Source organism: Taibaiella soli (assembly GCF_003236175.1).
GTDB lineage: Bacteria > Bacteroidota > Bacteroidia > Chitinophagales > Chitinophagaceae > QKTW01.
The window spans coordinates 15029-41360 of the sequence record NZ_QKTW01000003.1 but is presented as its reverse complement, the minus strand read 5'-3'; the positions used below and the strand labels follow the sequence as shown (position 1 = coordinate 41360).

The window sequence follows — 26332 nt, the reverse complement described above, 5'->3', positions numbered from 1 at the left end:
TTCGTCCAAAGAATGGGGAGGAATAGCGTAGCTGCCCTGTGCAGTAAGGCTATCCGGTTCGAATCCGGCTTGACATGCCCCGATCTCGCTTCGCTTTTTGCTCTGTTTTTTTTAGTTAAAAGTTAAAAACAAAAAGGCGCAATGAATATGGAGTAATGACAGATCAGTCTCCAATTTCAAATGCTCGATCTTAAATAAAATCAGATGCCGTACATGAGCGTTACTTCGTCCCGGTCGAGCAGCGTAAAAAACTGTGGGGTTCGACTCCCCGTCTCGTTCGCTGGTGGTTTGTAGCTCTGATTTTTTCAAAATCAAAAACCCAAAATGAAACGTTGTGGCTGAACAATACTCGTGTCGCATCAATCACAAATATTAAATCATAGATCTTAAATAAATTACCGGTGCCGTAGATAAGGAATTCTTCGTTTGTGTCACGGGTTCGACTCCCGTCTGCTTTATGCAGTAGCTCAGGTGGTAGAGCAAAATAAGCCTTATCGATTTATTGCCCGAAAATTGGTGAATGATGAAATGTCAAAAACAAAAAATGGTGATCGCTCGAGTAGCATAAATCACAAATATTAAATCTAAAATCCAAAATAATTCAGGTGTCGTCAGAGTAGGCCTACTTCGTCCAAAGATAGATCAACAGCTTACTCAATTATTACCCTGGATACAACAAGTGTCGTAAAACAGAGCTACTTCGATCAAGGTTCAGTGGTTGCAGGTTCAAATCCTGCTCCCGGCAATAACCGGGATAGCTCAATCTGGTAGAGCGCTGAGAGAACTCTGTTTGATTATCACCTTGTTTATTCTAATAAAAATTCAAAAGTAAAAAAGCTGCAAAGCCTAGCGTATAAAGCAGCTCATCAAGCTAAATTTAAAAATAAAACAAGTGCCGTAGAAGAGCGTTACTTCGACTTTTAATCGGGAAGTTGCGGGTTCGAATCCCGCTCACGCAAAACGTGGTAGTTCAAATGGCAGAGCACCAATACACGTTCCTCGCTTATTGCCTTGTTTACAATAAAATAAAAACTCAAAATAAAAAAACGGGTGTCGTAAAACAGAGTTACTTCGATGAGGTCCCGGAGGTCGCGGGTTCAAATCCCGCCTTTGCATTGCATGCATTGTGGCGCAGTCTGGTAGCGCACCGGAATAGAGCTCTCTTTAATAATTACCTCGTTTTCAAAAAACAATAAATACTCCTGTAGCTTAACCGGAAAAAGCCAGCGGAAAAATTAATGGCCGTTGTGTGTATGGATGACTCCGTATTATCTACGCGAAAATATGGATAGAATTTACAGATGCACCGAAATGTGGAAGACCAAAGTAGGGAAGCGTATTTAGAGCCATACTGCTCAGCAATGAGACATGCGGGTTCGATTCCCGCCAGGGGTACGATTTATTAAACCCAAAACGAAATGAACAAATTTGAAAGGCTCAAAAGAGCGTTAGAAACGGAAGGGAACGGAAAAATGAAAGCCTTCGGAAACTCTATGTTACCTATCCTGAAAAGCGGTAGTTTACTCAGCTTTGAAACATCAGACGATTACGAGATCGGGGATATTGTATTCTGCAAAGTAAAAGGACGATATATCGATGCACATAAAATTGTGAAGAAAGACACGAATAAAGGTTATCTGATCGCCAATAATCATGGATATGAGAATGGCTGGACCAGGATCATTTATGGCCGTGTGACGGAGGGCGAATTTCAGAATAAAGTAATCTACAAAAGATAAAGCGTGGTGTGTGGAGTAACTCATTGTATCAACACCCTTCTAGACCTCGAAGCGACTTGCAATATCGGCAAAATCCCGGATTTGGGCTTGCAGCGAGCGCAATGGTTCGACTCCGCTCAAGCTGACAAATACACTTAGCAATAGACATTCTGCCACTGAAATGTGCGACGCAACGAATGCTAAATAGAGAAACCGAGCCGGTATCCTAAAATTTTAAAAACACTGACAATGAATACAACGATACTAAATGAACTTGCTGCAATAGAAGCAGCATATAACATACGCATACTATATGCCTGCGAATCGGGCAGCCGGGCCTGGGGTTTCCCCTCACCGGATTCTGATTACGATGTACGCTTTATATACACCAGCCCTTATAAATCCTATCTGTCGATAAACGATTCTAAAGACCATCTGAGCTTTCCGATAAATTCGGAACTCGATGTGTATGGATGGGATTTGAAAAAAGTGTTGCAGCTGATGTATAAATCAAATACAACTCCGTTTGAATGGCTGCAGTCGCCGATGATATACAGGGAAGAGGCCGGTTTCCGAGATGAGCTTTGGTCGCTATGTGGCGCATATTTTAGTCAGCGCAGTAACATACACCACTATCTCGGCATAGCAAAAGGCGCGCTGGAAACATTGACCGACGAAGGAACTATAAAAATAAAATCGTTGTTTTACGTGCTGCGTCCGCTGTTATCGGCAAAATGGTGTCTGGAACGCAACGGTATAGCGCCAATGACAATAGAACCTTTGCTAACGCTCATGCCAGATAAAATGAAGACTATGACGCAAGAGCTGATAGCGTTAAAAGCAAATGCTGCGGAAGCACTTATGGTAACAGTGAATGATGACTTGCTACGGCACATAAAAACGGAATACAATTATTGCAGCACTGCATCCAGCGATCTTCCACGCAATCAGTTTGACGCCGAAAAATTGAATGACTGTTTTTTCAAAACGATAATGCGCTATGACGATACAAGACTTGAAAGAAAAGAAACTGCTGCTCCTTGAGTGTGTTAGTGGCAGCAGGGCTTACGGACTGGCAACAGAGCAATCGGACACCGATCTGAAAGGCGTGTATTACCTGCCCAGAGAACAGTTCTTCGGGCTTCAATACATACCTCAAATCAGCAATGAGACGAATGACGAAACCTATTATGAACTGGGACGTTTTGTAGAACTATTGTCTAAAAACAATCCGAATATACTGGAGTTACTGGCAACATCAGATGATTGCATATTATATAAACATCCGCTGATGAACGCATTGCCGGTAAGGATGTTTCTTTCTAAATTATGCAGGGAAACATTTGCCGGATACGCGGCTACGCAAGTAAAAAAAGCAAGAGGATTCAAGAAGAAAATTGTGAATCCAGTGGCGCCGGAACGTAAGTCAATAATGAGTTTCTGTTTCATTGTAAACGATGCCGGATCAGTACCGCTGACTGATTGGTTAGCCGAAAACAATTTAAAGCAAGAACATTGTGGATTGAGCAAAATAGCGCATACTAAGGAATTATACGCGCTATACCACGATGAGAAAAATGAATTGCATTATAGTGGCGTGATGAGCGGTGAGTTGGCAAATGAAGTTTCTGTTTCATCAATACCAAAAGAGGAACCGATAAAAGCATATCTATTCTTCAACAAGGAGGCCTACTCTGTATATTGCAAAGACTACCGCGAGTACTGGGACTGGGTAGCGAAAAGAAATGAAAATCGGTATGCATTGAACGAAGCACACGGCAAACATTACGATGCCAAAAACATGATGCATACGATACGACTGTTGCAAATGGCCGAAGAAATAGGCGCTAGTAACACTATATCAGTAAAACGAAACAACAGAACCGAATTGCTTGCCATAAAATCAGGCAGTTTTGAATATGAAGACTTATTAGAAATGGCCGATGACCTTATGGGGCGTATAGATTTAGCATTCGCGAACAGTGCGTTGCAGGACACGCCGGACATGAGCGTAATAGAAGCGACACTAGTGAAGATGAGAACTGAGTTGTACCTCCGTTAGTTCATTCTACACAAACTCGCACGGGTCATAGCGAGGAACGTCCCAATGAGATTTCACGAAGGATTAATTTATTGTCGCTCTCTTTTGATAAACGCGAGTAACAAGCACGAGCAATCCTTCGACTCCGCTCAGGATGACACTCATTTTACTATAACCCATGTCGTCGCGAGATCGCTCCTATTGTAGAGATAACAATCGCGAGTACCCATTCATTGACTAACAACAAACTACTTACAAATGAACAATCATATCACAGGCGCCGATCTTTTACAGATCGGCTATACAGAAGGAAAAATATTAGGCGTGGCGCTGGCTGTGGCGCAGCAGTTTGCAGCACAGGAAAAAACTACGGCATTGGCTATGCTGCAAAAAGTAAAAGATTACCCGGAAAACTTTCTGGACGATGAAATCATGGAACCATTAGCAAAAGCCATAATTGAAGATGCGAACGACCCGAAACATCAGATGATTTCGCTCAACCAAAATCCGGAACGATATACGATTTACGGTGAAGCACATATTGAACAAGGCGCCCGTAAACAAATGGACATCGCAATGAAACTGCCGGTAACTGCAGCGGGAGCACTGATGCCAGATGCGCATCAGGGTTATGGATTGCCGATTGGAGGTGTATTAGCCACCCGAAATGCTATCATTCCTTATGGTGTCGGTGTGGACATCGGTTGCCGGATGGCATTGACAATTTTCGATATTCCGGAAACGCATTTCTATGCCAATGAAGCGAAGTATAAACGCGAACTGATTGCCATGACAAACTTTGGTGCCGGCAACGGATTCAGAGGCCAATACCGTGCGGATCATGAAATACTGGAACGCGATGAATTTAACATTACGCCGTTCGTGAAACAACTGCACGATAAAGCGTACACACAATTAGGATCATCCGGTGGCGGTAACCACTTTGTGGAATGGGGCATCATTGATTTTGCGGAACGTGATGAATTATTAAATATTGATGCTGGCCGTTACCTTGCACTGCTCTCCCACTCTGGTTCTCGTGGCTTTGGCGCGACAGTCGCCGGACATTATACAAAGTTGGCTAAAGAAATCTGTCAACTGCCGGATGAAGCGAAGAACCTTGCGTACTTCGATATCAACTCTGCCGAGGGGCAGGAATACTGGTTAGCGATGAATCTTGCGGGTGACTATGCGTCTGCCTGTCATGATATCATTCACCAAAAACTGGTGAAAGCGATGGGTGGCGTCGTATTGGCGAAGATTGAAAACCACCACAATTTTGCATGGAAAGAAATCTGGAACGGCGAAGAAGTGATTGTGCACCGTAAAGGCGCCACGCCGGCAGGTAAAGGCGTGATGGGAATCATCCCTGGATCTATGACTGCGCCGGGATTTTTAGTACGCGGTAAAGGAGAAGCAGGAGCAATCAATTCTGCATCGCACGGAGCTGGCCGACAAATGAGTCGGACTGCTGCTACTAAAAACATTACAAAGGCGCAGATGAAAGAGACGCTGAAAGAAGCAGGAGTAACGCTAATTGGAGCTGGTCTTGACGAAGCCCCAATGGCATATAAGGACATTAATATGGTGATGGCTTCGCAGACTGCGTTGGTCGATGTTGTGGCGAAGTTCACACCAAAAATGGTGCGCATGGCGGATGATGGAAGCCGGGAGGATTAACCCCTATCCCCTAAAGGGAATCTCAACGCGAGTATTCTGAGCATTTCGTACTGAGATCCCCTTTAGGGCTAGGGTAGTTACTCGCGCTGGGACTCCCCTTCAGGGGTTGGGGGTTCAGCTATTGCTGCACGACCTGACTACGTACAGTATTCAACCGCGCAGCTACCTGGCCAATCAACTGATCAGAAAGTCCACATTTTTTTGCGGCAACACCTACATCATTTAGAAACTGATCAAAATTGGCACTCGTAGCCTTACCATTCATCCTGCTATTCTGTGCAGGATCATGTGCCGCAACCATATTCTTTCCGCCATAGGTAAAGTTTTTAGCGCCCGCAGCCACACAAATAAAATCAGTAAGATTCTTGCTCAGCGCCTCAAATCCCGTTGTGTTACCAGATGTTACCTCCGCCAGCAATACCGTAAAAAATCCGTTGAGTTGGTTGTCAGCTGCGATTACAAATATCGCGCTGTCTACTACCGAACGTATGCCCAGCCTGCCTTTTTCAATCATTGTGGACGTATTCGCCGGGTCCTGCACCATCGTGGTACCACCCAGAGAATCGTACAATGTCATCGTCGTTGTGTTGTCATCGCTTTTCTTACACGAGCTGTTCATCGCGGACATGGCGAAGACACCTGCCAGTAATAGCAGTAGTACTCCTTTTTTCATATTTCTGGTTTTAAATGATTAGAAAATTCGTCGGAAGAAATGATAAACTTTAAACGTCACGGACGTGGCCGCTACAGGGCATCCACTCTGCATTTCTTCTTCTGTAGGCATATATCGTTGAGCCTTATAATGAAGCTGGATTTTAAATGCGGCTACAATAGAATCAGCAGATGTTTGCACTGGCTTAAATGTAAACACTACAATAGCAGACTCAGGATTACAAAGCACATGATCTACACCCTTTTGTTGCGATAACCATGCGTTAATCTTATCAGCATCAGCCTGGTCAATTTTTTGTTTCAAATCTATCCGAGCCATAGCTACAGTGTGTTCTGTGGGCGCTTGCGGCCTTGTCACCAGATAAATATGTACGGCTAAAACCACGACCAAAAGCAGCAAAGTAATACCAACCCATTTTAATGCACGCTTCACTGTTCTCCTTTTCATAACGCTACTTTTTTGTCACCGAATTGTATTTATATACGAGCAATTATTTATTGCGGATTCAATAGTTGGAAATTTTTTTAGGAATAAAAAAAGCCGCTGTCGCGACTTTGAAGAAGTTCAACTAAATTAATGAATGCTAATATCCCGTGTAGTTGCTGCTTTAATCCGTTGATAAAATCCCGTACTCAAAATTATCTGCCCAACCAGTTTTTAGTGGCAGTGTTTGTCGTTTTCTTCCTTCCAATGTCATGCCGGCTTTTTCCAGAACGCGCACGGAGCCAATATTTTCTACTGCACATCCTGCTTCTATACGATGGAGCTTTAAATCTTCGAAACCAAACCTAATCAGTTTTTTGGCAGCTTCTGTAGCATAACCACTACCCCAATGTGCTGGTAAAAATTTATACCAGATTTCTCCACTATTATATTTTGCTGCACTGAGTTTTAGTCCCATCATTCCGATAAACGTCTGATGATTTTTCAGAAAAACAGCAAGAAAATATTTCTCAACTTTTTCCTTCTGATGTTCGACCAGCCATTCCCCGATCCAGGCTTTGGTCACCGCTATACTTTCCGGAATACCCGCAGTATTGTATTGGTCCACTTCCGGTATAGAATGCAGCGCATGTATATCTTCAAGGTCATCTGCCGTTACCAGTTTAATAATAAGGCGGTCTGTGGTTAGTTGCATAGTTGTACGTAAGTATTAAGCTGTAAGTTATAGGTTTTAAGTTGTTGCTAATCCTCACAATTCACTCACACCAGAACTCCCCGTTAGGGGTTGAGGGTTTAACCTTAACTTTAGCATAAATGGAACCAAATAAGAAATCACCCGAACCAGACAACACTGCCGTCCGCACTGCATTGTGGCGTGCCATACACTTAGAGATTGATGCGAAACCTGCAGTGATTGAGGATGAGATTGGGCTGAAATTAATTGCGCCGCAGGAAGATTGGCAACAACGGCCGGACATGCATGCAGACTTCACCAAAAGACTCCGGGCTTCTATTGTAGCACGAGCACGTTTTATTGAAGACCTGATCATCGATCAAAGCGAAAAAGGAATCGCACAATATGTATTGCTTGGTGCTGGCCTCGACACGTTTGCACAACGCAGACCTGATATAGCCTCCAAACTGCAAATATTTGAGATAGACCAACCTGAAACACAGGAATGGAAACAACAACGTCTGAATACATTGGGATATGGCATTCCAGATTGGTTACATTTTGTTTCGGTTGATTTCGAGCAAACATCCTGGTTTGATGAATTGATAAAAGCGGGTTTTAACATCAACAAACCTGCGGTGATTGCCTGTACGGGTGTAACCCTATACCTTACAAAAGAGGCTATTATGGATACGCTTCACAAAATAGCGCAAATGGCGCAGGGCTCTGTGCTGGCTATGACTTTTTATTTGCCGTTGGCATTGATGGATGAAGCAGATCAGCAATTGCAAATGATCGGAGAAAAAGGAGCAAGGGAAGCAGGCACCCCATTTGTAAGTTTTTTCCCGCCAGAAGAAGTACTGATTATGGCACATGAAGCTGGATTAAAAAACAGCCGGATTATCTCCACAAAAGACATGAAACAACGCTATTTCAAAGACAGAACAGATGGTTTGACACCTGCGAGTGGAGAAATGTTTCTCATTTGCGATTTTTGATTTGCGGAATGCAGCATTTAAGAACAACCAGAAAATAAAAAAAGCTGCTCCAAGACTGAAGCAGCTTTTGCATTTCAACTATTAAACCTTATTTATGTACGCACGCTATTTCCTGATCAATTTCTGTGTACCAACGGTACCATCGGCATGCTGCACCCACACGATATACGCGCCGGGAGCAAGATGATCGAGATCAGAAATTTCAAACTCATTTTTACCAGCAACTACATCCTTATCCAATCGGCTCAAAACCTTTCCTTCTGTACTCATCACTTTCACAGTAACGGCACCTGCTTCTGTTTCGGTAACAGTAACGGTAAGCGGTCCTCCTTCAAAAGGATTCGGCGCTACTTTCAATTCATCCCCCTGTCCCTGACAAGTATTCTGCATCATTTTCACTGGGCTGTAAGCTTTGTTACCATTGAGCATTTGCGTCAGTCGCAGATAAGACACACCTGTCGGCAATACTACATTTCTCGAGTAAACAGTACCAATCGGATCTGCAGGAATAACAGTATTTACCGTTGTAAAATGCGCTCCGTCTTCACTCATTTCTATCTGATAAGAGAGTTCCTGAGCTGGATTATCCATATTCTTCCACTGCACGATTGCGGTGTTACAGTTTTTCTGCATAATAGAAAAATCATTCATTGATATGACCAATGGCAACATTACAAAGGCTTGTGGCACCATCGATGAAGTGGTAGAATCGCAAAGACATTGCGAAGCAGAAGACGGTAACGTTGGCGCATCTGTAAAGCGGATCAGTACATTTTTCTGGTAACATGGCAGACAATAACGATGACTGGTTGTATCCAGGAATTCAATTGCAACGCTGTCGCCAACTGCAATACCACCCTTGTAGATGTAAGAATTGTATTGCGTATCACCTGCACTGATCACACCATTATTATCCACATCGATAAATGTTTCCATATAGATAGGTGTACCTTCGGCCACTGCACCCGGACCCGCATTTTTGATAGACCCAGTAATATGCAATTGACTCGAATAACTATGATATGGATTATTCGGAGCGGCGCCAGGACCGTAGAAAACGCTGTCTGTTTTCGCTGAAAGCGTAGGTCTCATGGATAGCAATGGAGCTGTTGTATCTGATCCATTTGCAATAGACACGGGACAAATACCATTTGTTTTCACGCAAAATACGCCACTGGTAATGTATGTAGTAAATATTGCGCGACGCGATGCGTCTGTTTTACATTTATTACTCAGGTTTCTTTCATTGTAAACGAAGCTGAAAACAACACTATCTCCGGCAGCTACACCACCCGGACTGCCCCAGCTGATCACCGTACTGCCGTCTCCCTGTGTCCCAACCGATGGCTGGTCGGAAGGTGCATTATACGAACCGGCAGCTGCGGGATCATAACTCACGAAATAATAATCTTTCGGGAGGATGAATCTGGCGGTATCACCAGTTCTCGACACACCACCGCTGACATGAAGTACCAATTTAATCGATTGTCCCATACCACAACCGGCAAGCGGCGTAACGGTCGCTTTCGGGTTGGTCAGATAACTCAACGAAGGAGCACCGATAATGCTCAATGGAGCTGGATTGGTGTTATACAGGCTTGTGATCGGCCCGCACGCCACATTACCATTGATGGTACTGGTGATTTGTGATCCGGAAATATAACCACATGATGTACTCAAAACTACACGCAAATACATGATATTAGCCGGCGTCTGGCTTACAGGTGCCAATGTATCACTTGCCGGCTGTATCCAGACATAGCTACCATTACTCAATACCGGATCACTCACTGGTACATAACTACCGTTGCCATAGCTGAGGTAAGTTGCACCAGGGACTAATGACATTCCCGAAGGAATATTGAAACCAATACGAACACTGTTGGCCGTTTGCGTCTGACTGTTCACCACAGCAAACTGTAAAGTATCATCCACACAAACCTCTTTTGATGCACTGAAAAGACTATCCGTCATCTGTAATTCACCAGGAAACGTAGTATACGTGTAAGTCGCCACCTTAGCACTCGATTGACAAGCGTAAGCAGACCAGCTGGTCGGATAGCCATTACAAGGAGAACGATCGGCATAAATATTAAACGGTGTATTGACACATTGAATCAGGTGTGTGTAAACATCATAATCTTTTGTAGAACCATTACCACCCAGATCACCCAATTGATAAATAGCACTGCCTGCCGGCGTTTGAGGCACCAAAGCTCCTGTAGTTTTCACCTTTACACTATCTACAATCACACCAGCCGTACTCGGAATCGCCATCCAGCAATTACCAGTAAGACCTGTTGTATTATTTACTGTATAACGAACAGGCACTACCATTACATTTCGCGTTACCACAGAAGAGCTGCCTGCATAAAGTGAAGGTGTATTAGCATTTGCACCTGCCCACTGAATGGTTGCCGAACTACCAGTATTGCTAGTACCATTATAATAGGTCGGGTTCACTGTCGTATCCATCGGACGGGAAGTCTCAAAACGATACACAACCGGGAAACTGTAACTTGGGCGAAGTTGATCTTTATTACAACCCGCTACGGCAAGATTATACTTAACCGTTACATCCACCTGAAAAATGGAATACAAATTATTTTGTTTATAGTCGAGACCCAAAGAAGTACACAACTGCCTAAAATCAAGATAAAGGGTGTCACCTACAACACTGTACTGACTTGGTGTAAGCATAACACCATTAATAGGACTGCCACACTGATTTCCGCTACCTGTAATCACCCTCGTCCAATAAAGCTTTACACTTCTGAACGTATAATTACTAGCAGCCGGTATCGCAATTTTAGCAGTAACTGGTGTATACACGTTGCGTGATTCGTAAGGAAAAACATTAGTACCACAGCCCGAACCGGTTTCCTGCGCACGGATACCCCAACGGAAAGTAACAGAATCACTACAATTGCTGGCAGTAGTAGTAGATGTACTAGCCGCAATATCCATATCTACCGTCTGGAAATTACAGATCACAGAATCGCATCTCATTTGCTGTGCAGCTGTCGGATTGATTACAGTCGATATATACGGGTTGTGCTGAAAACTCCATGTTATGACACCCCACCCTGAGTGGGCTTTATTATAAACAATATTCTGCGTTAATAATACCGTATCTCCTTCCTGGTAAGTAGTAATCCCCGGAATAGCAACTCCGCCTGCACCTTGTAAAGAAAGATTGCTGGTAAAACTGTTACTGTTATTTACAGGAAGCGAACTGGATGTGCCGGTAAAACTACCTACGCCCGGCCGCATCAGCGTAATCACCGGATAATCTTTAGAGAGCGAACCGTTCATCGTTACAGCAGAAGAAAGTGTAGAATAGTTAATGGAGCTATTTACGTATAAATAAGGTACCCCACCGGGGTTAGTCGTATGCACTACCATTTTATAACTGAGTTGCATCGTATCGCCCCAGGTAATCAACTTTGTAGCAACCTTGCTCATATTAATGCTACCAGAGGCATCTGGCAAACCATTCTGATCGTTGTCCGGCGCGCCAAAAGTAGTTCGTGCTTCACCATATGACAGTACAGATACTCCATTAGGACAGGCCCCCGCACATTTACTATTCCAGGTATAATTGGAAGGAAAAGTATTGGTACCTGACTCAATAGCTGGCTCACCACTAGTAGTATCGACAGTATAAACACGTGTCATATAAACACGCTTCTGCGCAGCCCCCGGACATGTATTGACAAAGCCAATGCTTAGGTCCCAGCCGCCACCGCCATAACTATTATTAACGTCTTTCGTTGTAAAATTTGGAATCGGACAATTGCCAATTTTAAAATAAACACGAATCGTGCTGTCTATAGCAGAACTATCCACTACATGATCAGGATACCATGGTGTAGATGACCAGCTGGTGATCCTACCAAAAGTACGGGCTAATTTACCATCCCATTTAGAGCCACCATTGGTATAGATCTTGATATAAAACTGACTCTTGCTTGTATAAAACGGAAGATCCAGATTATCCACATGCATGAGTACCCGTACGGTATCATTCTCAAAATAAGCACAGCGACTACCGTCTAGATTTGTACTATCTGTAAAACCGCTATAACCATTAAAACGAGCCAACATATGACCATAACCACTGGTGACGTCATTTTCAGTTACCAAAGTTGTACTTACTCCGTTAAACATTTTCTGCCCAAAACGAAGCGCACAAGACGAAAAAGTTCCCGAAGGACATCCCTGCCAGGTCATCCGTGCATCTGCAGCACCGGAGATGGCAGGACCATACATACCACGCGCGCAACCACCACAAAAAGCTTCTGCCCAACAATGATCGAAGGGGCTTACATTTACTCTTGTTACCGGCCCTGCGGTATTTACTTCAAATGTCACCACCACGCTGTCGCCTGGCGCGAGATCGCCCAAGGTCAGTTCCTCGTTGGTCGGTTTATCAGAATTAGTAAACGTGTTTAAAGAATTGGCGTAATCGGATGGGGCACCGGCGCTCCATGCATAAGGATTACCGACTTTCGCCATGGCAGGATGGTACCTTGTACCGCCATTTTTCGAAGCCCAAATTGAATCCGTATTTATATATCTTAACCCATAAACAATCGGCATGATTTTAGCATTCACCGCAGTAACACTTGAATTGTTTTTTACAACTTCCATATACTTCATGCCTTGACGGTAAATATGATTCGGACTATCGGGCGTACCCAGCACGTACATAGTACGCGTTAATGCAGGTTGTAAAGGACTCGATGCATTAATAGTTGTATTCAGTGTATAAGTATTGCTGGAAGGATTAGTACAAATACTGCCGCTGCAACCCCAGGTCGCTTTATAAGTACCAACAATCGGGCTGGTGCTACCGGTTACATTCAATGTGTCATAAACTACAATACATTCGTTCTGGTCCAGTTTACCATCACCATTACCTACGCTCATAAAATCTGCCGCATGCAAAACTGTCTTTGCACTAGAAGTACCCAAACCCGTTTGCGTACCGAGACTGAATCCCTGCACGACAAGGCTCGACTGGTTTTCCGCATCCGTAAAAACCACAGAATCCACAGAACCGAAGCCACCATTACAAATAGTAAAGCTGCGCACAAATGGCGTCAGACAATTGGCATTAAAAGTACCGGTACTGCCTGGCGTAATAGACAACGAAGGAAACAAAGCGCTATAGGTTGACGTCTTGATTGGCGCTCCAAAAAAGGTACCCCAGCTTGCCTTGTAGGTATTCGTAATCATGGTAGGATCGGTAGAGATTGCACAATTCGCACTAGCGTTGAATGAAATATCCAATACCTGACTGGCTGCCAGTGAAGACACATTAAATGTGACAACGTTTGAGGCAACAGTACTTCCAAAGCTCACATTGGTACCTGATACCGAACCCGACACATAACTGACATTGGGCGGCATGGAATCACGCACCACAATATTGCTAATTGGCGAGGCCGTCAAGTTAGTGAGCCGCAATGTAAACGTCCCCTGCCCCGAACACGGGGTAAGTGCAGGCGTCTGCACAGAACTGATTACTATATCCGGACTCTGCTGTGCCCAGATTACCTGGGGCAGCAGTAGCGCGCATAGTAAAAAGTTAATTAAACACTTTCCCATACATAAGAATTTAATAGTTGAGCGAATCGGAAAAACCCGAATTACCTAACACAAAATTCCAATATGTATTTTCGAACAGACAGACCGAACAGACGGAATACTAGCCCAATCCGACTTTTTATTTCTTATCAGCCTTCAAAGAGGTTTAAAACTCAAACAACTTGAGCTATATAAAAAAGGCCCCGAATCTTAACTGAGACTCAAGGCCTTTTGCCCATTTGCTTAAAATAAAAAACCTTCACATTTCTGTGAAGGCTTCTAAATGTTGGTGCCCAGGAATGGATTCGAACCATCACACCCTTGCAGGCGCTGCGACCTGAACACAGTGCGTCTACCAATTTCGCCACCTGGGCATTTAATTAATCAGGTCGTCCTTAAGAACTTTGGGCTGCAAAGATAAGTGCCACTTTTCATTCTTGCAATACCTCACCGGAACTTTCCGATAGCAAAAAGGGTCTTTTTCACATGGCTATTTATATTATATTTTTTAATTTGTATTATCATCCACACACACATGTCCAAAAATGCAAAAGAGAACCTCAACAAGCGATCGCTTACTGTTTCCGACTTCCTGAATAATCCCCGAGTGACAGCCTGTTTAGCAAAAATTAAAAAAAGCGATCTGACCGTTTCTGATGTCGTCGATAATGATGGCCATCAGTACGTAAACCTGGTGCAAAAAGGCGGCGGCGTTTTGGGTGTGGCACTCGTCGGTTATGTATATATCCTGGAACAAGCCGGCATCCGTTTTCTGAAATTGGCGGGCACTAGTGCAGGCGCAATCAACACATCCCTGATGGCGATACAGGAAGATAAATCGAAAGCAAAATCAGACTATCTGATACAAGCCTTGGCCGATCTGGATATGTTCCGGCTTGTGGATGGCCATCCATTTGCAAAACTCGTTATCAGAAATCTTGTGAAAGAACCGGATTTCATAAAGCGGGTTAGAAAGCTTTTAAAACAGTTTGCTGTTGCCATGGCAATCCTGCTACTTCTCGCATTCTTTCTGCTTGGATTGCAACATAAATTTCCGCAGCTAAGCTTTATAACTACGCCGGTTTTTATACTCATCGGCGTGTTCTCATTATTGGCTATACTCGCAGGAATCTATGCACAGTCTATTCTGCAGCGGCTGAAAAATGCGGGCTTCGGCATCAATCCCGGTGATTTTTTTTACGACTGGGTCAAAAAACACATGACTGATAACAACATCATTACGGTGGAAGATCTTGTCAATCGCGCGCAAACAACACCGCCGCTAAAGATGGCCAATGGCAGAACTGAAAACACTGATGACCTGAAAGGAGATGTTGTGTTCATTGCATCGGAACTGGTCACCCAGAATAAATTTGAATTGCCCGGAATGGCCGGTCTTTTCAGAACAAACGACGCGATGCATGAACTGCAACCTGCAGGTTTCGTCCGAGCATCGATGTCGATTCCCATTTTTTTTGAGTCATACTACATTAAAGACATCCCCATAGAAAATGATGCAATAGCTCAGTTATGGAAGGAAAAATTCAACGTACAGTCGCCACCACACATTGTGCGATTTGTGGACGGCGGCATTCTTTCTAATTTTCCCATCAACCTGTTTTACAACAAGGATGTCAACCTGCCGCGTTTGCCCACATTCGGCATCGATTTGGATGACAGCAAACCGCAGGACAAGAACAATCAGCCAGACGACTGGAGTTTCACCGGCTATGTTGGCAGAATGTTTAACACCGTCCGCTTTTATTATGATAAAGATTTCAGCCTGAAAAATAAAATGATGAATCTCGGTGTGGGTAAGGTTCCTGTATCAGAATACAACTGGCTCAACTTTTTCCTGAACAATGAGCAGAAGATTGATCTGTTTGCCAAAGGTGCCGAAGCTGCTACACAATTCCTGGAATCCTTTGACTGGGAGGAATACAAAGGCAAACGGCAAGATTATTTTCAATCTGTAAAACCAAACCCATGATTCAGATCCCTAATTTCCTCTTTTTACTTTGCGCTGCATTCGTCATTATGTTGGTTGCCACCTGGCTGATGCGCAAACAATCACAATTCTTTTTTACGAAAGACCCGGTCAGGAGAAAATTCTCTATACTAGAGATGGAATTTCCGGTCAAAAGTTTCGATCTGGAATATTTAATCAAAGGCATCCATGATCTTCCCGATGAAGCAGACAAAACAGTCACCGCAGTTCACCGGCAACTGCTTGTTGGCAGCCTGTTGTTCATACCGGCACTTTATGGCAGCATCTATATTCTGTGTATGCACGTTGCGGTAAATGTGGAAACGCCGGCCATCGGCAGATGGTGGTTTGTGATGCTCGGCTGGGCGCAACTCGTTTCCTTATTGCTCGATTATGTTGAGAATATTTATTTCTGGAGAATGGTAGGCAATAAAAACATCGTGATACCCAAACCAGATCTTTCGAAACCGGAAATCGCTGCTCCGTCTTTCAAAATGATACAGATTCTTGAGATCGTGAAATGGGGAATTGTACTGATCGGTTTTGTCTGCAGTATTTCTGTAATGGCATACTTTTGGCTTATTGGAAATTATTGATAACCCGTACAAAAAACCAATGGCCAAAAACACACCATCTTACGCAAACAATATCATCAGACGGACACTAAAAACCATTCTCGACCGCGAATTAACTGAGAAAGAAAAAACGGATATCTGGACTTATTTCGATAGCCGCTGCTGTTATTGCGACCGGCAATTAGATAGAAAAAAACGGGAAGGCGATATGGATCATCTCGAAGCCAACAGGTGCAACCATATTTCGAATCGTGTGTTATCATGTAGCCCCTGCAATGCACATGAAAAACGGGAATACCCCTGGGTGAAATTTCTGCGTCAGCAATCGTCTGATGATTCCATTTTTCAAGCCAGAAAAACACGCATTGACCAATGGGTTGCGAAACACCAAATCGCAGGAAACATATCGAAACAACACAATTTACAACTGGAACAAGAAATGGAACTGGTCACCCAAACTTTAAATGAAGCAGTGGCAAGACTTAGAAATCTGAGAGCGCATGCAGACACCAATGACTAGCAAATAAAAAAGCCTCGCAACAATCGTTACGAGGCTTTTAATGTTGGTGCCCAGGAATGGATTCGAACCATCACACCCTTGCAGGCGCTGCGACCTGAACACAGTGCGTCTACCAATTTCGCCACCTGGGCATTTAATTCTTCAGGTCGTTTAAAGAACTTTGGGCTGCAAAGGTAAGTGTCGGATTCCATTTTCACAATACCCTGCCGAAAAAACTTCAAATATTTATTTTACAAAACCATTAAGTTACATCCACGCAATGCGGCGTGATCCATCCGGCCAAGTACTTCAAAACTACTGTCAGCACTGATTCTGCAAATATCTTCTGTTGCAATAAACGCACAGGAATAAACATTTGCCAGATCAATTACGTTCAAACATCCGGTTCCTTGCTTCTGCACATCCAGCGGATCATTGATATCGCGCACCAAAACCTGCATGCTGGCCGTTGCTTTAAAAATACCGTCTTTCACTGCGTAAGCCTGCGACAGTAATTCAGTCATCCCATATTCAGAATGTACGTCATGAAGTTGCCATTGATTCTTCAGATAAGTGTGTACCTGTTCGCGGGTCCACTCTTCTCTGCGTCCTTTCATACCGCCGGTTTCCATCACAATTGTATTTTTTAGAGGCATCGGCGCAGCTTCTGCAAAATCAAGCAGGGCAAAGGTGACACCGAGTAGTAAAGTTTTCTGTCCATTCGCTTCCAGCCTTTGCAGTACTTTTTTTAGTTTGTCCCATTCATTGAGATAAAAACCGCAATCGGCATGACCGCTTTTTTCCATCAGCACTTTGGCCATATGTACCAGCGATGCATTACCCCGTTCCAGGTAAGAAGGTAACAATGCTATGATTGCATATTCGGAAGGATCACCGTAAACAGATTTAAATCCGTCTAACAGTGCAGATTCATAAAGAGCACCGTCATGCACATAATGCCGGCTGGGAATATCTCCGGTAGTACCGCTGCTTTCGAAAACAAGTGCGGTATCCGTCCAGTCACCGGTTTTTACCTGATAAGTCTTAAAAAACGAGATGGGCAAAAATGGTATTTGCGTCAGTGTTTTTACTGACACGGGATCAATATGTAAAGCATCCGTATATTGACGATACAAAGAATTGTTATAATACTGGAAACGGAACAAAGACAACGCAATATCAGCGAAGTTTTCAGCGTTGATATCCGGTATATACGCCGGTGATACCGGGTCAAAAATATGTTTCACTTTTATTAACTTTGATGGTATGAAATGGCAACTGGTCGTACTTACGGTATTGGGCGTTTTTCTTTTTGCAGCCTGTAAAAAGAATTCTAATTCAATGAGCCCTATACCTGCCATCCGGTTTGAATCTATGACGCCTGACAGCCTCAAAGCAGCCTCCGGCGAAGATAGTGTATTTATTACATTCCATTTGACAGACGGCGATGCAGATCTCGGCAATAACCCATCCGGGCAGAATAAGGATATCTTTTTCTACGACAGCCGTGACACAACCCAACTTTTCTATTCTTCCTTTTTCCCGAATATCCCCGGTGAATTGAAAAATGCATCAACCGGCATGGAAGGAGATTGCACGGTGTTTATCAACAGTGCGTTCATCGCTTCTCGTCCGGACAGTATTCACCAAACACTCGGCGACACGCTGCATTTCATCATCTACATTAAAGATGTTGCCGGCCACGAAAGTAACAGGATTACAACACCAGATTTGTATTTAAGGCCATAGATCGCTGATGTAAAGAAGTGTTTAGTTGCCCAGATAATTCACCTGTTTACTAAATTGTACATTTCCTTGTTCATCTTTAATAATGACAATGTACGTTCCATTTGCATTGCCCTGAAGGTTTAATTCGCTGTGCATACCGGCCAGCACTTTTTTTTGGGAAATGACCTTTCCTTCAAACGAGTACACTTGCAAATAGTATTGAAGTTGCGGCGCATCATTATGCTCAATATCAATAGAAAAAATTCCTGTAAAACTTGGATTGGGATAAATAACAGCAAAAGAAGTAGGCTGAGCAATAGCTCCGCTGGCAAATGATGCTGGAGCAACTCTGCTTGTGGAAGTCGGACGCTCCGGTACAACCGAGTAAACGGAAAACTCCGTGTTATTATCTGCGGTAAAAGCAAATCCATTTTCAAGATCCGTTTCTGATGCAATACATGATGTGACCAGATTCTGCGATGCCGTCGATGCGAGGTAATTAAAATTCATCGTCAAAACATTACCCCGAAACAATTTTGAGTTCGGATTTTCTTGCGTGTAATCTGCACTGGACACTGTTGCCAAACCAGACAAATTACTTGCTGTGACATTCACCTGGAATGCATTCCAGTTAGTCATGTTATCCACATCTTCAGGAGCCAGATAAGGATCGGTAACTACTTGCGCACCTGCGCTCGCCTGTTGGCAGTACTGCCTGATCTTGTCGGCAATATATTGCAGGTGTAAAAAGACACCACCGGTAAGATAAGATAATTCTTCGTCACGCCCCTTTAGTTGAGCATTCGGAATGGGAAAATCCGCTGTGGATCCATTCATTAGCAAACCTATCACCGCATCATTATTTTGTGTTGTGCTGGCCGCAAACAAAGCCCCTCCCGAGAATCCATGCCCAATATTATTATTACCAGTACAACTGAACTGAGCAAGTAGGCTAAAGCCACCCTGATAATTGAGGCCGTTCGCAATACACATTGGCATAGCATTTGGGTGTCCCAAAGCATAATATTGACCACCTGAAGATGCTACTGTGTTAAGATTATACCCGAGCGTAGTAATGCTTTTTTTGGGAAGCATTTTTTTGTCGATTAGCAAAATCGCATAATCGAGTGGCAAGGTCTGTTGTGCTTCGGGCAAAAAGATACGTTCGTTACTATAAGCTGCCAGCATCGCGTTCGGGACACTGGCACTAATACCGGAAATTGTCTGTGCGTAGCCATTATTATCACGTCCCAGGTATTGAAAATACAGGTCCATCGGAATTTTGTCCCCTGCCTGTGGATTATCTTTTATCATAGAAACCACGTGTCCCGCGGTCAACAGACACACCTTTCCATCACTGCGACTAGTTCTTATAATGAAACCACTTCCAAGACTTATATCTCCGGAGCTATACTTAAAATTCTCAATACCGGCTACTCCTTTTGAAGCGTTAGCAGCGTTTGCGGGCATGCCCGCAGCACTCGGATCAAAATAATTAAAAAAAGCGGTGTAGGAGCCTTCAGGAGCTGCCAGCATTTTTGCCGGGGTTTGTGCAAAGAGAGGCTTACCCAAAAAAATACCGCAGACCAGGAAACAAATAACTGTTCGTTTCATCTACTTGTTATTAATTATGGACAGCAGCATGCCCTGTCCTAAAACCAGACAGAAAACGTACACGCAGTTAATAAAATTTTAAGCTCGCTCTGGAGCAAGATTTTTTACCGAAACAGAAAAGATTTGAAAGGAAGAATTCAGATCTTTTTCCAATTCATTTATGAGGGGGGATAGCGTAAAGTAAAGCATTGTTGTATTACCAAACAAAAAAGAATATCCGCCTGTATCAATTTCAAATCAATTGGTAAAGACTAAATTTCTACGAAAACTACAGAATGGCTTCGCTCCGTGAAAAGACTTTTTTTTAAAAATTTCAGGACAGCAGAATCTTATTTTAAAAATCGAACTGCTCAATTCTCGATTCCTGTAAAATGTGCTGAATAAAACGATCGTGATTTTTCTGGCGGCCGTAAACAAGCCACTCGCCTACTATCCAGGCACCTTTCTTACTTTGATATCCTTCTTTCGCTTTGAGATGGTATTCTTTGAAAATTTTGTCGAAGCTCTGTTCGTCAAATTCAGGATAAGGGAAAACGATCTTGTATGTGCGACCACGGTTAGCTTTATCAATCAAACCCTCGAGATAAGGAAAGCCAATGTGTGTGAGTAAAACAAACGCGCAACCCAGAAATGAAATCACATAATAGCCCGCGCCAATCCCTACGCCCAATGCGGCAGTAACCCAGATCGTAGCAGCGGTAGTAATCCCGTTCACCCGGTTATTATCTCCTTTAAAAATAACACCGGCACCCACAAAACCAATACCCACTACTACGTTAGAAGCAACGCGAGACACTTCGGTAGGTGAGGCAATAAAACGTGAGAAAATGGTGAACAACGTAGACCCGAGACAGATCATAATCAACGTACGAAAACCAGCCAGCTTACTGCGGTATTCTCGCTCAGCGCCAATGACACCACCAACCAGTACTGCCAGTATTAATTTTGTAAGAATCCCGACGGGCTCCATGAACTATTATTCTTTTGAGTTAAAATATCCTGCCTGATAAGCATCGGCGAAGTGCTGAAAGTACGTAAAAGTTTGTTTGCAATAATCAGTGGCCAACTTCAGAATATCTTTCTTCAAACCCTCGCCGGATGCCGCTTCCATCAGTGCGTCTGCTGTATCGGCGCCTTTACGGCCCGTCATACGCAAATGAGCGGATGCGGTCAACATGCCCATATCTTTCATCAATTGCTCTAATGAGGGCACATCACTGGCAAGATGTTGATAATTCAGTTTATCATCCGTAGGCTGGAGCATTTTCAGCATATACCAGTCGTTTCCGAATTTATATTCCGTAAGCATCGCCGGCGGTGTATCCTGCATCATCCTCTGCACCCATACTACCCGTTCAGCGTCGCTGCTCCATTCCGGCTGCTCCTTCTTAATCCATCTGACAGCCGAAGATGGCGCACATTCTTTCATATCGATCAGCGTCGATTTGCCTTGCATATTCTCACCGAGAAAAACATAACGCTTTAAACCCAGACTGCCGGTTCCCGCGATACGGAATGCAACATCCTTCAACGCATATTGATACCGTTTATCTTTCGATTTGTCGATCCATTTTGCCAACGCTGCTACGAGTTTCCCTTTATTATCTTCCTGCAATGAAAGCTGCTTTTCGTCGTCAAGCTTTAGCGAAGCCTTTTTTAGTTCGCAACGCTGCGCCAGCAGCGCCTTCATTTTCCGCTGCTCCACTTTTTCAAGAAATTGCTTCAACGTGCCTTTGGCAGTTTCCGCTTCTACGTGTTTCGACTTACCTTTCTGCAGATAAAGAAAATAGGTATCGAGATACATGCCAGCCATTTTACGGATGCCGTCATTAGGTATATTCAACACCTTACCGCCAATCAAAATACTCGTCACCATACGTGCCACATCCCAGGTAAAAGGCGCCAGTACCGCCTCATCAAAATCATTGACGTCAAAATAAACGAGCTTATTATCGCCTTTGTAACTTCCAAAATTTTCGATGTGCAGATCACCGCAAAGCCAGGTAGATGGCTGCTTTTTAAAAAGAGATTCTTTGTGAAGATCTTCGTAGAATAAATGAGCACTGCCTCTGAAAAACCGAAAAGCATCTACGCTCATGGCAGCATATTTCCGCTGCATAATATCTGGCAGGCGTGTTTCGTTAAAACGTACAATGCGCCGTACAACATCCTCCATAGCTTTATTTTATCTAGTATAAATTTAAATAAAATAAAGCTCAGTTGCTTAAAACGGTTTCAGTTTTCCTTTCTTCAGTTTGATACGAAAATCTTCCATGCTGTCTGTACCACGAATATCAATCCGACGGATCTCGTACATATCTGGCGCTGGCATTTTAGCTACCTGGCCACCGATGCGGAATGCAGCCGGATAACCTTCTTGTTTCAGCCATCGTTTCAGCTCGTCAAACTGCGCTGTCTCTTTGGGCCGCGCGCCATAAGGATACGCGAGTACTTTATGAAAAGGCAATTCCGCCGCATCGAATACAGCGGCCGATTGCAGCATGATTTCTTTTAGTTTTTTGAGCGGCGTATTGCTGAAATTTTCGTGATGATGTCCATGCAAAGCAAGCTGCATCACTGCAGGATCAAAACTTCGAAGTTCTTCGACTGTTAGCTTTTCGTTCAATGCTTCTGTTTCTGATTGCGCCGTTCCATCAAGCGTATCCGTGATAATAAACATCGTTGCACACCAACCAAATTCTTTCAGCAGTGGATAAACATAGGTAAGATTATTACGGTAGCCATCATCAAAAGTGAGCAACATAGCCTTTTCGGGTGCGGTCTTTCTACCTTCTGCTATTTCTAAAAAATCGGTGAGCGAAAGCGTGTGGTACCCTTCTTTCCGGAGAAAACTCCATTGCTCGCGCAATTTTTCAGGTGTTACCGTCAGCCCGTCGTTCAGGCCAGGCCACACTCTGTGGTACATCAGTACAGGAATTCCTTTTATTGAAGGCAGCAGCCAATGAAAACGCATCAGATATATTATTCTTTGCTGCAAAGATGCTAAGATTTCCCTTTATCCCTCGTTTTTGGGTATTTTCAAACAAATATCCAAGGATCGTTATAACTATCACGTCTATTCTTATTTTTGCAACCCGTATTTGGCTTTGCGCCAAAAGCCCCAATTTCTGATATAATGATTCAAATCAGTGCCGTAATTATCACTTTCAACGAGGAACGCAACATTGCCCGTGCCATAGAATCTGTGCGCAAAGTGGCCGATGAAGTGATTGTTGTGGACAGTTTCTCGAAAGATGGCACGGTTGCTATCGCAGAGAAAATGGGCGCCAGGGTAATCCAGCATCCATTCAACGGTTACGGCGAACAGAAAGGTTTTGCAGAAACGCAGGCAACATATGACTGGGTACTCAATATGGATGCCGATGAAGCGCTTTCTCCGGAATTAGAAAAGAGTATCCGGGAAATGCGCAACAATCCGCAGTTTGACGCATACGAATTCAATATCCTCACTAATTATTGTGGCAAATGGATCCGTTATTGCGGCTGGTATCCGAATCCGAAATTACGTCTGTGGAATAAAACCAAAGGCCGTATGACGACCGACAAAGTGCATGAAGGCTGGCACTTGCATGATAAAAACGGAAAAATCGGTTTCCTGAAAGGAGATGCCTTGCATTATAGCTACTACACGATTTCCGACCATCTCAAAAAAATTGAACAATATTCCGAAATCGGTGCCCAGTTTGATGTAGCGCGTGGCAAACATTGCAGCTTCCTGAAATTATGGCTTTGGCCGAAATGGGAATTTATCAAACTGTACATTATGCGGCAGGGCATCCGGGATGGCTATTATGGTTATCTGCTGTGCAAAAACTCCGCCTACGCCGCGTTTGTAAAATATCAGAAAATCCGTCAGTATACGGAATTGAAAAAACAAGGCATTTCTTTTTAGTTAATTAGTTAAATGGCCAAAGGGTTAATTCAGTCCTCGATTCAAAATACCTTTTAACTTTTTAACCAATTAACTTTTTTGCTCAATTAACCTTTTAGTCATTTACGCTTCGGCGACGGGCGGCGGCGGATTAAACACCTGCAAGGCTTCCATCAATGTCTTTCGTTGCCTGATTTTTTGTTCCAGCAGGTTTTCCTTTAGCTCCGCTAAAACTTTACGGTCGGCAGATTTTGAGTTGTCCTCTTCAAAACTATCCAGCATTTCCAGCGAAATACGCAGATCATTATATTTTCCGGCTACATCAGCGGTCTCATGGATTTTTTGCAACGGAAAAATTCCGATGGTCTCATGACCTTTTTTCCATTCGTCTGCACACAATGCCTCCATGTACTGCATATCCTTCAGTTTTTTGCGGATTTCGTGTAGTTCCACGTCGCTGAGCGGTGCATGCATCAGTGCACGTTTGATAATATTGAGTCTCCGGGAAAAGAACAGCAGCAGATCATCAGTATCCACATGCCCATAGTCCATTTCATGCAGTTTCTCCTTGAAACCGTCTATACTTGACGCTTCATGTTGTTTTTCCCAGTCCTTTTCAAACTTGCCGATCTCTTTGCTCAGCCAATCTTTGAGCTCAGGCAACGGCGGAAACTGTTTTTCGTCCCAGCGTTTATGCATGAGTTGTGTGTCACGCAAAAAACCGGATATATGATACAGCTCTCTAAACTTCTGGGAAAAACGGGTGGGAATATGATCATAATGAACTTCCAGCAGACGGAGCAAAGCGCGTAGTTTCTTCACTTCTACCCTGAATACATGAATTTCTTCTTCGTCAAAACCTTTGCTGATTTCTTCCGCATGCCCGGCCAGCTTGTGCGTATGGGCATGTATCAGTCCTTTTATTTTCCCACGATCCATATTTAAATATACGGCTAATAAATGTGGGGAATGTGTTTAATATGGGGAATGTGTCCTCCTCCGATAACGTGATGACTATATTCAATACGGGAATGCGTCCCGTCATACCTTATCATCTTATAAAATTATTTTTCTGGGCGAAAAACACGTTAAACACATTCCCCCACATTAAGCACATTCTTTTTACCGCATTAAACACATTTACCACATTAAACACATTCCGTACAAAAGAGTAACTTCGCACCAACTTTTGATTTATAATTAATAATCCGCATTTTCTGCCATGGGCTTTTTTGATAAACTCTTTAAACGCAACAAAGAACAACAGGAACAAAAAGAAGCACTCGACGAAGGACTCAAAAAGACCAAAGAAAGCTTCTTTTCGAAGATCACCAAAGCAATTGCGGGTAAGGACAAAGTAGACGAAGAGGTATTGGATCAGGTGGAGGAAGCATTAGTAGGCGCTGATGTGGGCATCGATACTACCGTTACCATTATCAAGCGCATTGAAGAGCGTGTAGCTAAAGATAAATACCTGGGAACCAGTGAACTCAACCGTATTTTACAGGAAGAGATCATGGGCATTCTTACCGAAGCACCTTCTTCTGAGTTTGAAACATTTGATGTTCCTGCGGGCAAAAAACCATACGTAATACTTGTGGTAGGCGTTAATGGCGTAGGCAAAACGACCACTATCGGCAAACTGGCACATAATTATAAAAAAGCAGGCAAAAACGTCTTGCTTGGTGCTGCTGATACATTCCGCGCTGCTGCTGTAGACCAGCTGACTATCTGGAGTGACCGTGTAGGCGTGCCAATTGTGAAAAAGGAAATGGGCAGTGATCCGGGTTCTGTGGCTTTTGACGCGGTAGCAAGCGGTATTGCCCGTGAGTCTGATGTGGTGATCATTGATACTGCCGGCCGTCTGCACAACAAAGCTTATCTGATGGATGAGCTTGGTAAAATCCGTCGTGTGATCAGTAAAAAAATGCCTGATGCACCGCATGAAGTACTGCTGGTACTGGATGGCAGCACTGGTCAGAATGCACTGGAACAAGCCAAACAATTTACAGCAGCTACAGATGTGACAGCACTCGCGATTACCAAACTCGACGGCACAGCAAAAGGTGGCGTGGTACTGGCAATTGCCAATCAATTTAAAATTCCGGTAAAATATATCGGCGTGGGCGAAAAAATGGAAGACCTGCAAATCTTCAATAAAGCTGAATTTGTAGACAGCCTGTTTAGCCTCGAAGCCAAAGAATCTTAAACCACACGC

General features: G+C 43.6%; 21 protein-coding genes and 2 tRNA genes. 11 read left to right on the top strand and 12 right to left on the bottom strand.

The features are described 5' to 3' along the window. Positions 1 to 1418 precede the first annotated feature (1418 nt). The 4 genes from DN068_RS01970 to DN068_RS01955 all read left to right on the top strand — a co-directional run bounded on the left by DN068_RS01970 (position 1419) and on the right by DN068_RS01955 (position 5439). Entirely contained in the window at positions 1419 to 1739 is a 321-nt protein-coding gene (locus DN068_RS01970) for a S24 family peptidase (RefSeq protein WP_110997207.1), read from the top strand. Positions 1740 to 1967: 228 nt separating this feature from the next. Beyond that, positions 1968 to 2762, top strand: coding sequence for a nucleotidyltransferase domain-containing protein (locus DN068_RS01965; protein WP_110997206.1), 795 nt, complete (start codon positions 1968 to 1970; stop codon positions 2760 to 2762). Continuing rightward, the gene (locus DN068_RS01960) at positions 2719 to 3780 is read left to right on the top strand and encodes a DNA polymerase beta superfamily protein (RefSeq protein WP_110997205.1); all 1062 of its coding nucleotides are present in this window, start codon (positions 2719 to 2721) and stop codon (positions 3778 to 3780) included. The genes DN068_RS01965 and DN068_RS01960 overlap by 44 nt, the downstream gene beginning before the upstream one ends. 237 nt (positions 3781 to 4017) lie before the next feature. Beyond that, positions 4018 to 5439 (top strand): RtcB family protein, encoded by a 1422-nt coding sequence (locus DN068_RS01955; RefSeq protein ID WP_110997204.1) that lies wholly within the window; start codon positions 4018 to 4020, stop codon positions 5437 to 5439. 118 nt (positions 5440 to 5557) lie between these two features. On the opposite strand, the gene DN068_RS01950 is transcribed toward DN068_RS01955, so the two are convergent. The 3 genes from DN068_RS01950 to DN068_RS01940 form a co-directional block, all read right to left on the bottom strand. Further along, the gene (locus tag DN068_RS01950; RefSeq protein WP_110997203.1) at positions 5558 to 6112 is read right to left on the bottom strand and encodes a globin family protein; all 555 of its coding nucleotides are present in this window, start codon (positions 6110 to 6112) and stop codon (positions 5558 to 5560) included. Between the two features lie 18 nt (positions 6113 to 6130). Next, positions 6131 to 6559, bottom strand: a complete 429-nt coding sequence (locus DN068_RS01945) for a hypothetical protein (RefSeq protein ID WP_110997202.1) — start codon at positions 6557 to 6559, stop codon at positions 6131 to 6133. A gap of 160 nt (positions 6560 to 6719) precedes the next feature. Then, entirely contained in the window at positions 6720 to 7250 is a 531-nt protein-coding gene (locus tag DN068_RS01940) for a GNAT family N-acetyltransferase (protein WP_110997201.1), read from the bottom strand. A gap of 119 nt (positions 7251 to 7369) precedes the next feature. On the opposite strand from DN068_RS01940, the gene DN068_RS01935 reads away from it, so the two are divergent. After that, entirely contained in the window at positions 7370 to 8227 is an 858-nt protein-coding gene (locus DN068_RS01935; protein WP_110997200.1) for a class I SAM-dependent methyltransferase, read from the top strand. Between the two features lie 105 nt (positions 8228 to 8332). Here DN068_RS01935 and DN068_RS01930 read toward each other — a convergent pair whose 3' ends face one another. Together DN068_RS01930 and DN068_RS01925 are read right to left on the bottom strand one after the other, a co-directional pair. Further along, the gene (locus DN068_RS01930) at positions 8333 to 13840 is read right to left on the bottom strand and encodes a T9SS type A sorting domain-containing protein (protein WP_110997199.1); all 5508 of its coding nucleotides are present in this window, start codon (positions 13838 to 13840) and stop codon (positions 8333 to 8335) included. A 266-nt stretch (positions 13841 to 14106) separates the two neighbouring features. Next, a tRNA-Leu gene (locus DN068_RS01925) sits at positions 14107 to 14193 on the bottom strand. Between the two features lie 161 nt (positions 14194 to 14354). Here DN068_RS01925 and DN068_RS01920 point away from each other — a divergent pair. Genes DN068_RS01920 through DN068_RS01910 form a run of 3 tightly spaced genes read left to right on the top strand, consistent with a single transcriptional unit; the run spans position 14355 to position 16901 of the window. After that, on the top strand, positions 14355 to 15809 hold the full coding sequence (locus DN068_RS01920) for a patatin-like phospholipase family protein (RefSeq protein WP_110997198.1): 1455 nt from the start codon (positions 14355 to 14357) through the stop codon (positions 15807 to 15809). Then, positions 15806 to 16402, top strand: a complete 597-nt coding sequence (locus tag DN068_RS01915; RefSeq protein WP_110997197.1) for a hypothetical protein — start codon at positions 15806 to 15808, stop codon at positions 16400 to 16402. The genes DN068_RS01920 and DN068_RS01915 overlap by 4 nt, the downstream gene beginning before the upstream one ends. A 19-nt stretch (positions 16403 to 16421) precedes the next feature. Further along, a complete protein-coding gene (locus DN068_RS01910; protein ID WP_123985202.1) occupies positions 16422 to 16901 on the top strand; it encodes a hypothetical protein in 480 nt (159 codons plus the stop codon). 44 nt (positions 16902 to 16945) lie between these two features. Here the strand turns inward: DN068_RS01910 and DN068_RS01905 are convergent. Together DN068_RS01905 and DN068_RS01900 are read right to left on the bottom strand one after the other, a co-directional pair. After that, positions 16946 to 17032 (bottom strand) — tRNA-Leu (locus DN068_RS01905). Positions 17033 to 17131: 99 nt separating this feature from the next. Continuing rightward, the gene (locus DN068_RS01900; protein WP_243630061.1) at positions 17132 to 18127 is read right to left on the bottom strand and encodes an acyl transferase; all 996 of its coding nucleotides are present in this window, start codon (positions 18125 to 18127) and stop codon (positions 17132 to 17134) included. 19 nt (positions 18128 to 18146) lie between these two features. On the opposite strand from DN068_RS01900, the gene DN068_RS01895 reads away from it, so the two are divergent. After that, positions 18147 to 18629: a hypothetical protein gene (locus DN068_RS01895; protein ID WP_110997195.1), complete on the top strand. Its 483-nt coding sequence runs from the start codon at positions 18147 to 18149 to the stop codon at positions 18627 to 18629. 21 nt (positions 18630 to 18650) lie between these two features. On the opposite strand, the gene DN068_RS01890 is transcribed toward DN068_RS01895, so the two are convergent. From DN068_RS01890 to DN068_RS01875, 4 genes are all read right to left on the bottom strand, one after another. Beyond that, the gene (locus tag DN068_RS01890) at positions 18651 to 20222 is read right to left on the bottom strand and encodes a T9SS type A sorting domain-containing protein (protein WP_110997194.1); all 1572 of its coding nucleotides are present in this window, start codon (positions 20220 to 20222) and stop codon (positions 18651 to 18653) included. 334 nt (positions 20223 to 20556) lie between these two features. Next, positions 20557 to 21192, bottom strand: a complete 636-nt coding sequence (locus DN068_RS01885) for an MgtC/SapB family protein (RefSeq protein WP_110997193.1) — start codon at positions 21190 to 21192, stop codon at positions 20557 to 20559. A 6-nt stretch (positions 21193 to 21198) separates the two neighbouring features. Then, entirely contained in the window at positions 21199 to 22398 is a 1200-nt protein-coding gene (locus tag DN068_RS01880) for a DUF2252 domain-containing protein (protein ID WP_110997192.1), read from the bottom strand. Positions 22399 to 22446: 48 nt separating this feature from the next. Beyond that, positions 22447 to 23220, bottom strand: a complete 774-nt coding sequence (locus DN068_RS01875) for a polysaccharide deacetylase family protein (protein ID WP_123985201.1) — start codon at positions 23218 to 23220, stop codon at positions 22447 to 22449. Positions 23221 to 23358: 138 nt separating this feature from the next. Here DN068_RS01875 and DN068_RS01870 point away from each other — a divergent pair, with 138 nt between their 5' ends. Continuing rightward, positions 23359 to 24135, top strand: a complete 777-nt coding sequence (locus DN068_RS01870; protein ID WP_110997190.1) for a glycosyltransferase family 2 protein — start codon at positions 23359 to 23361, stop codon at positions 24133 to 24135. Between the two features lie 102 nt (positions 24136 to 24237). Here DN068_RS01870 and DN068_RS01865 read toward each other — a convergent pair whose 3' ends face one another. Next, positions 24238 to 25053: a CHAD domain-containing protein gene (locus DN068_RS01865; protein WP_110997189.1), complete on the bottom strand. Its 816-nt coding sequence runs from the start codon at positions 25051 to 25053 to the stop codon at positions 24238 to 24240. A gap of 283 nt (positions 25054 to 25336) precedes the next feature. Here DN068_RS01865 and ftsY point away from each other — a divergent pair, with 283 nt between their 5' ends. Beyond that, the gene (gene ftsY / locus DN068_RS01860) at positions 25337 to 26323 is read left to right on the top strand and encodes a signal recognition particle-docking protein FtsY (protein ID WP_110997188.1); all 987 of its coding nucleotides are present in this window, start codon (positions 25337 to 25339) and stop codon (positions 26321 to 26323) included. The last annotated feature ends 9 nt before the right edge of the window (positions 26324 to 26332 follow it).

Excerpts from the sequence above, each read along its gene's own strand:
- DN068_RS01970 (WP_110997207.1), top strand. The coding sequence starts at position 1,419 with ATGAACAAATTTGAAAGGCTCAAAAGAGCGTTAGAAACGGAAGGGAAC.
- DN068_RS01965 (WP_110997206.1), top strand. The coding sequence starts at position 1,968 with ATGAATACAACGATACTAAATGAACTTGCTGCAATAGAAGCAGCATAT.
- DN068_RS01960 (WP_110997205.1), top strand. The coding sequence starts at position 2,719 with ATGACGATACAAGACTTGAAAGAAAAGAAACTGCTGCTCCTTGAGTGT.
- DN068_RS01955 (WP_110997204.1), top strand. The coding sequence starts at position 4,018 with ATGAACAATCATATCACAGGCGCCGATCTTTTACAGATCGGCTATACA.
- DN068_RS01950 (WP_110997203.1), bottom strand. The coding sequence starts at position 6,112 with ATGAAAAAAGGAGTACTACTGCTATTACTGGCAGGTGTCTTCGCCATG.
- DN068_RS01945 (WP_110997202.1), bottom strand. The coding sequence starts at position 6,559 with ATGAAAAGGAGAACAGTGAAGCGTGCATTAAAATGGGTTGGTATTACT.
- DN068_RS01940 (WP_110997201.1), bottom strand. The coding sequence starts at position 7,250 with ATGCAACTAACCACAGACCGCCTTATTATTAAACTGGTAACGGCAGAT.
- DN068_RS01935 (WP_110997200.1), top strand. The coding sequence starts at position 7,370 with ATGGAACCAAATAAGAAATCACCCGAACCAGACAACACTGCCGTCCGC.
- DN068_RS01930 (WP_110997199.1), bottom strand. The coding sequence starts at position 13,840 with ATGGGAAAGTGTTTAATTAACTTTTTACTATGCGCGCTACTGCTGCCC.
- DN068_RS01920 (WP_110997198.1), top strand. The coding sequence starts at position 14,355 with ATGTCCAAAAATGCAAAAGAGAACCTCAACAAGCGATCGCTTACTGTT.
- DN068_RS01915 (WP_110997197.1), top strand. The coding sequence starts at position 15,806 with ATGATTCAGATCCCTAATTTCCTCTTTTTACTTTGCGCTGCATTCGTC.
- DN068_RS01910 (WP_123985202.1), top strand. The coding sequence starts at position 16,422 with ATGGCCAAAAACACACCATCTTACGCAAACAATATCATCAGACGGACA.
- DN068_RS01895 (WP_110997195.1), top strand. The coding sequence starts at position 18,147 with ATGAAATGGCAACTGGTCGTACTTACGGTATTGGGCGTTTTTCTTTTT.
- DN068_RS01890 (WP_110997194.1), bottom strand. The coding sequence starts at position 20,222 with ATGAAACGAACAGTTATTTGTTTCCTGGTCTGCGGTATTTTTTTGGGT.
- DN068_RS01885 (WP_110997193.1), bottom strand. The coding sequence starts at position 21,192 with ATGGAGCCCGTCGGGATTCTTACAAAATTAATACTGGCAGTACTGGTT.
- DN068_RS01880 (WP_110997192.1), bottom strand. The coding sequence starts at position 22,398 with ATGGAGGATGTTGTACGGCGCATTGTACGTTTTAACGAAACACGCCTG.
- DN068_RS01870 (WP_110997190.1), top strand. The coding sequence starts at position 23,359 with ATGATTCAAATCAGTGCCGTAATTATCACTTTCAACGAGGAACGCAAC.
- DN068_RS01865 (WP_110997189.1), bottom strand. The coding sequence starts at position 25,053 with ATGGATCGTGGGAAAATAAAAGGACTGATACATGCCCATACGCACAAG.
- ftsY (WP_110997188.1), top strand. The coding sequence starts at position 25,337 with ATGGGCTTTTTTGATAAACTCTTTAAACGCAACAAAGAACAACAGGAA.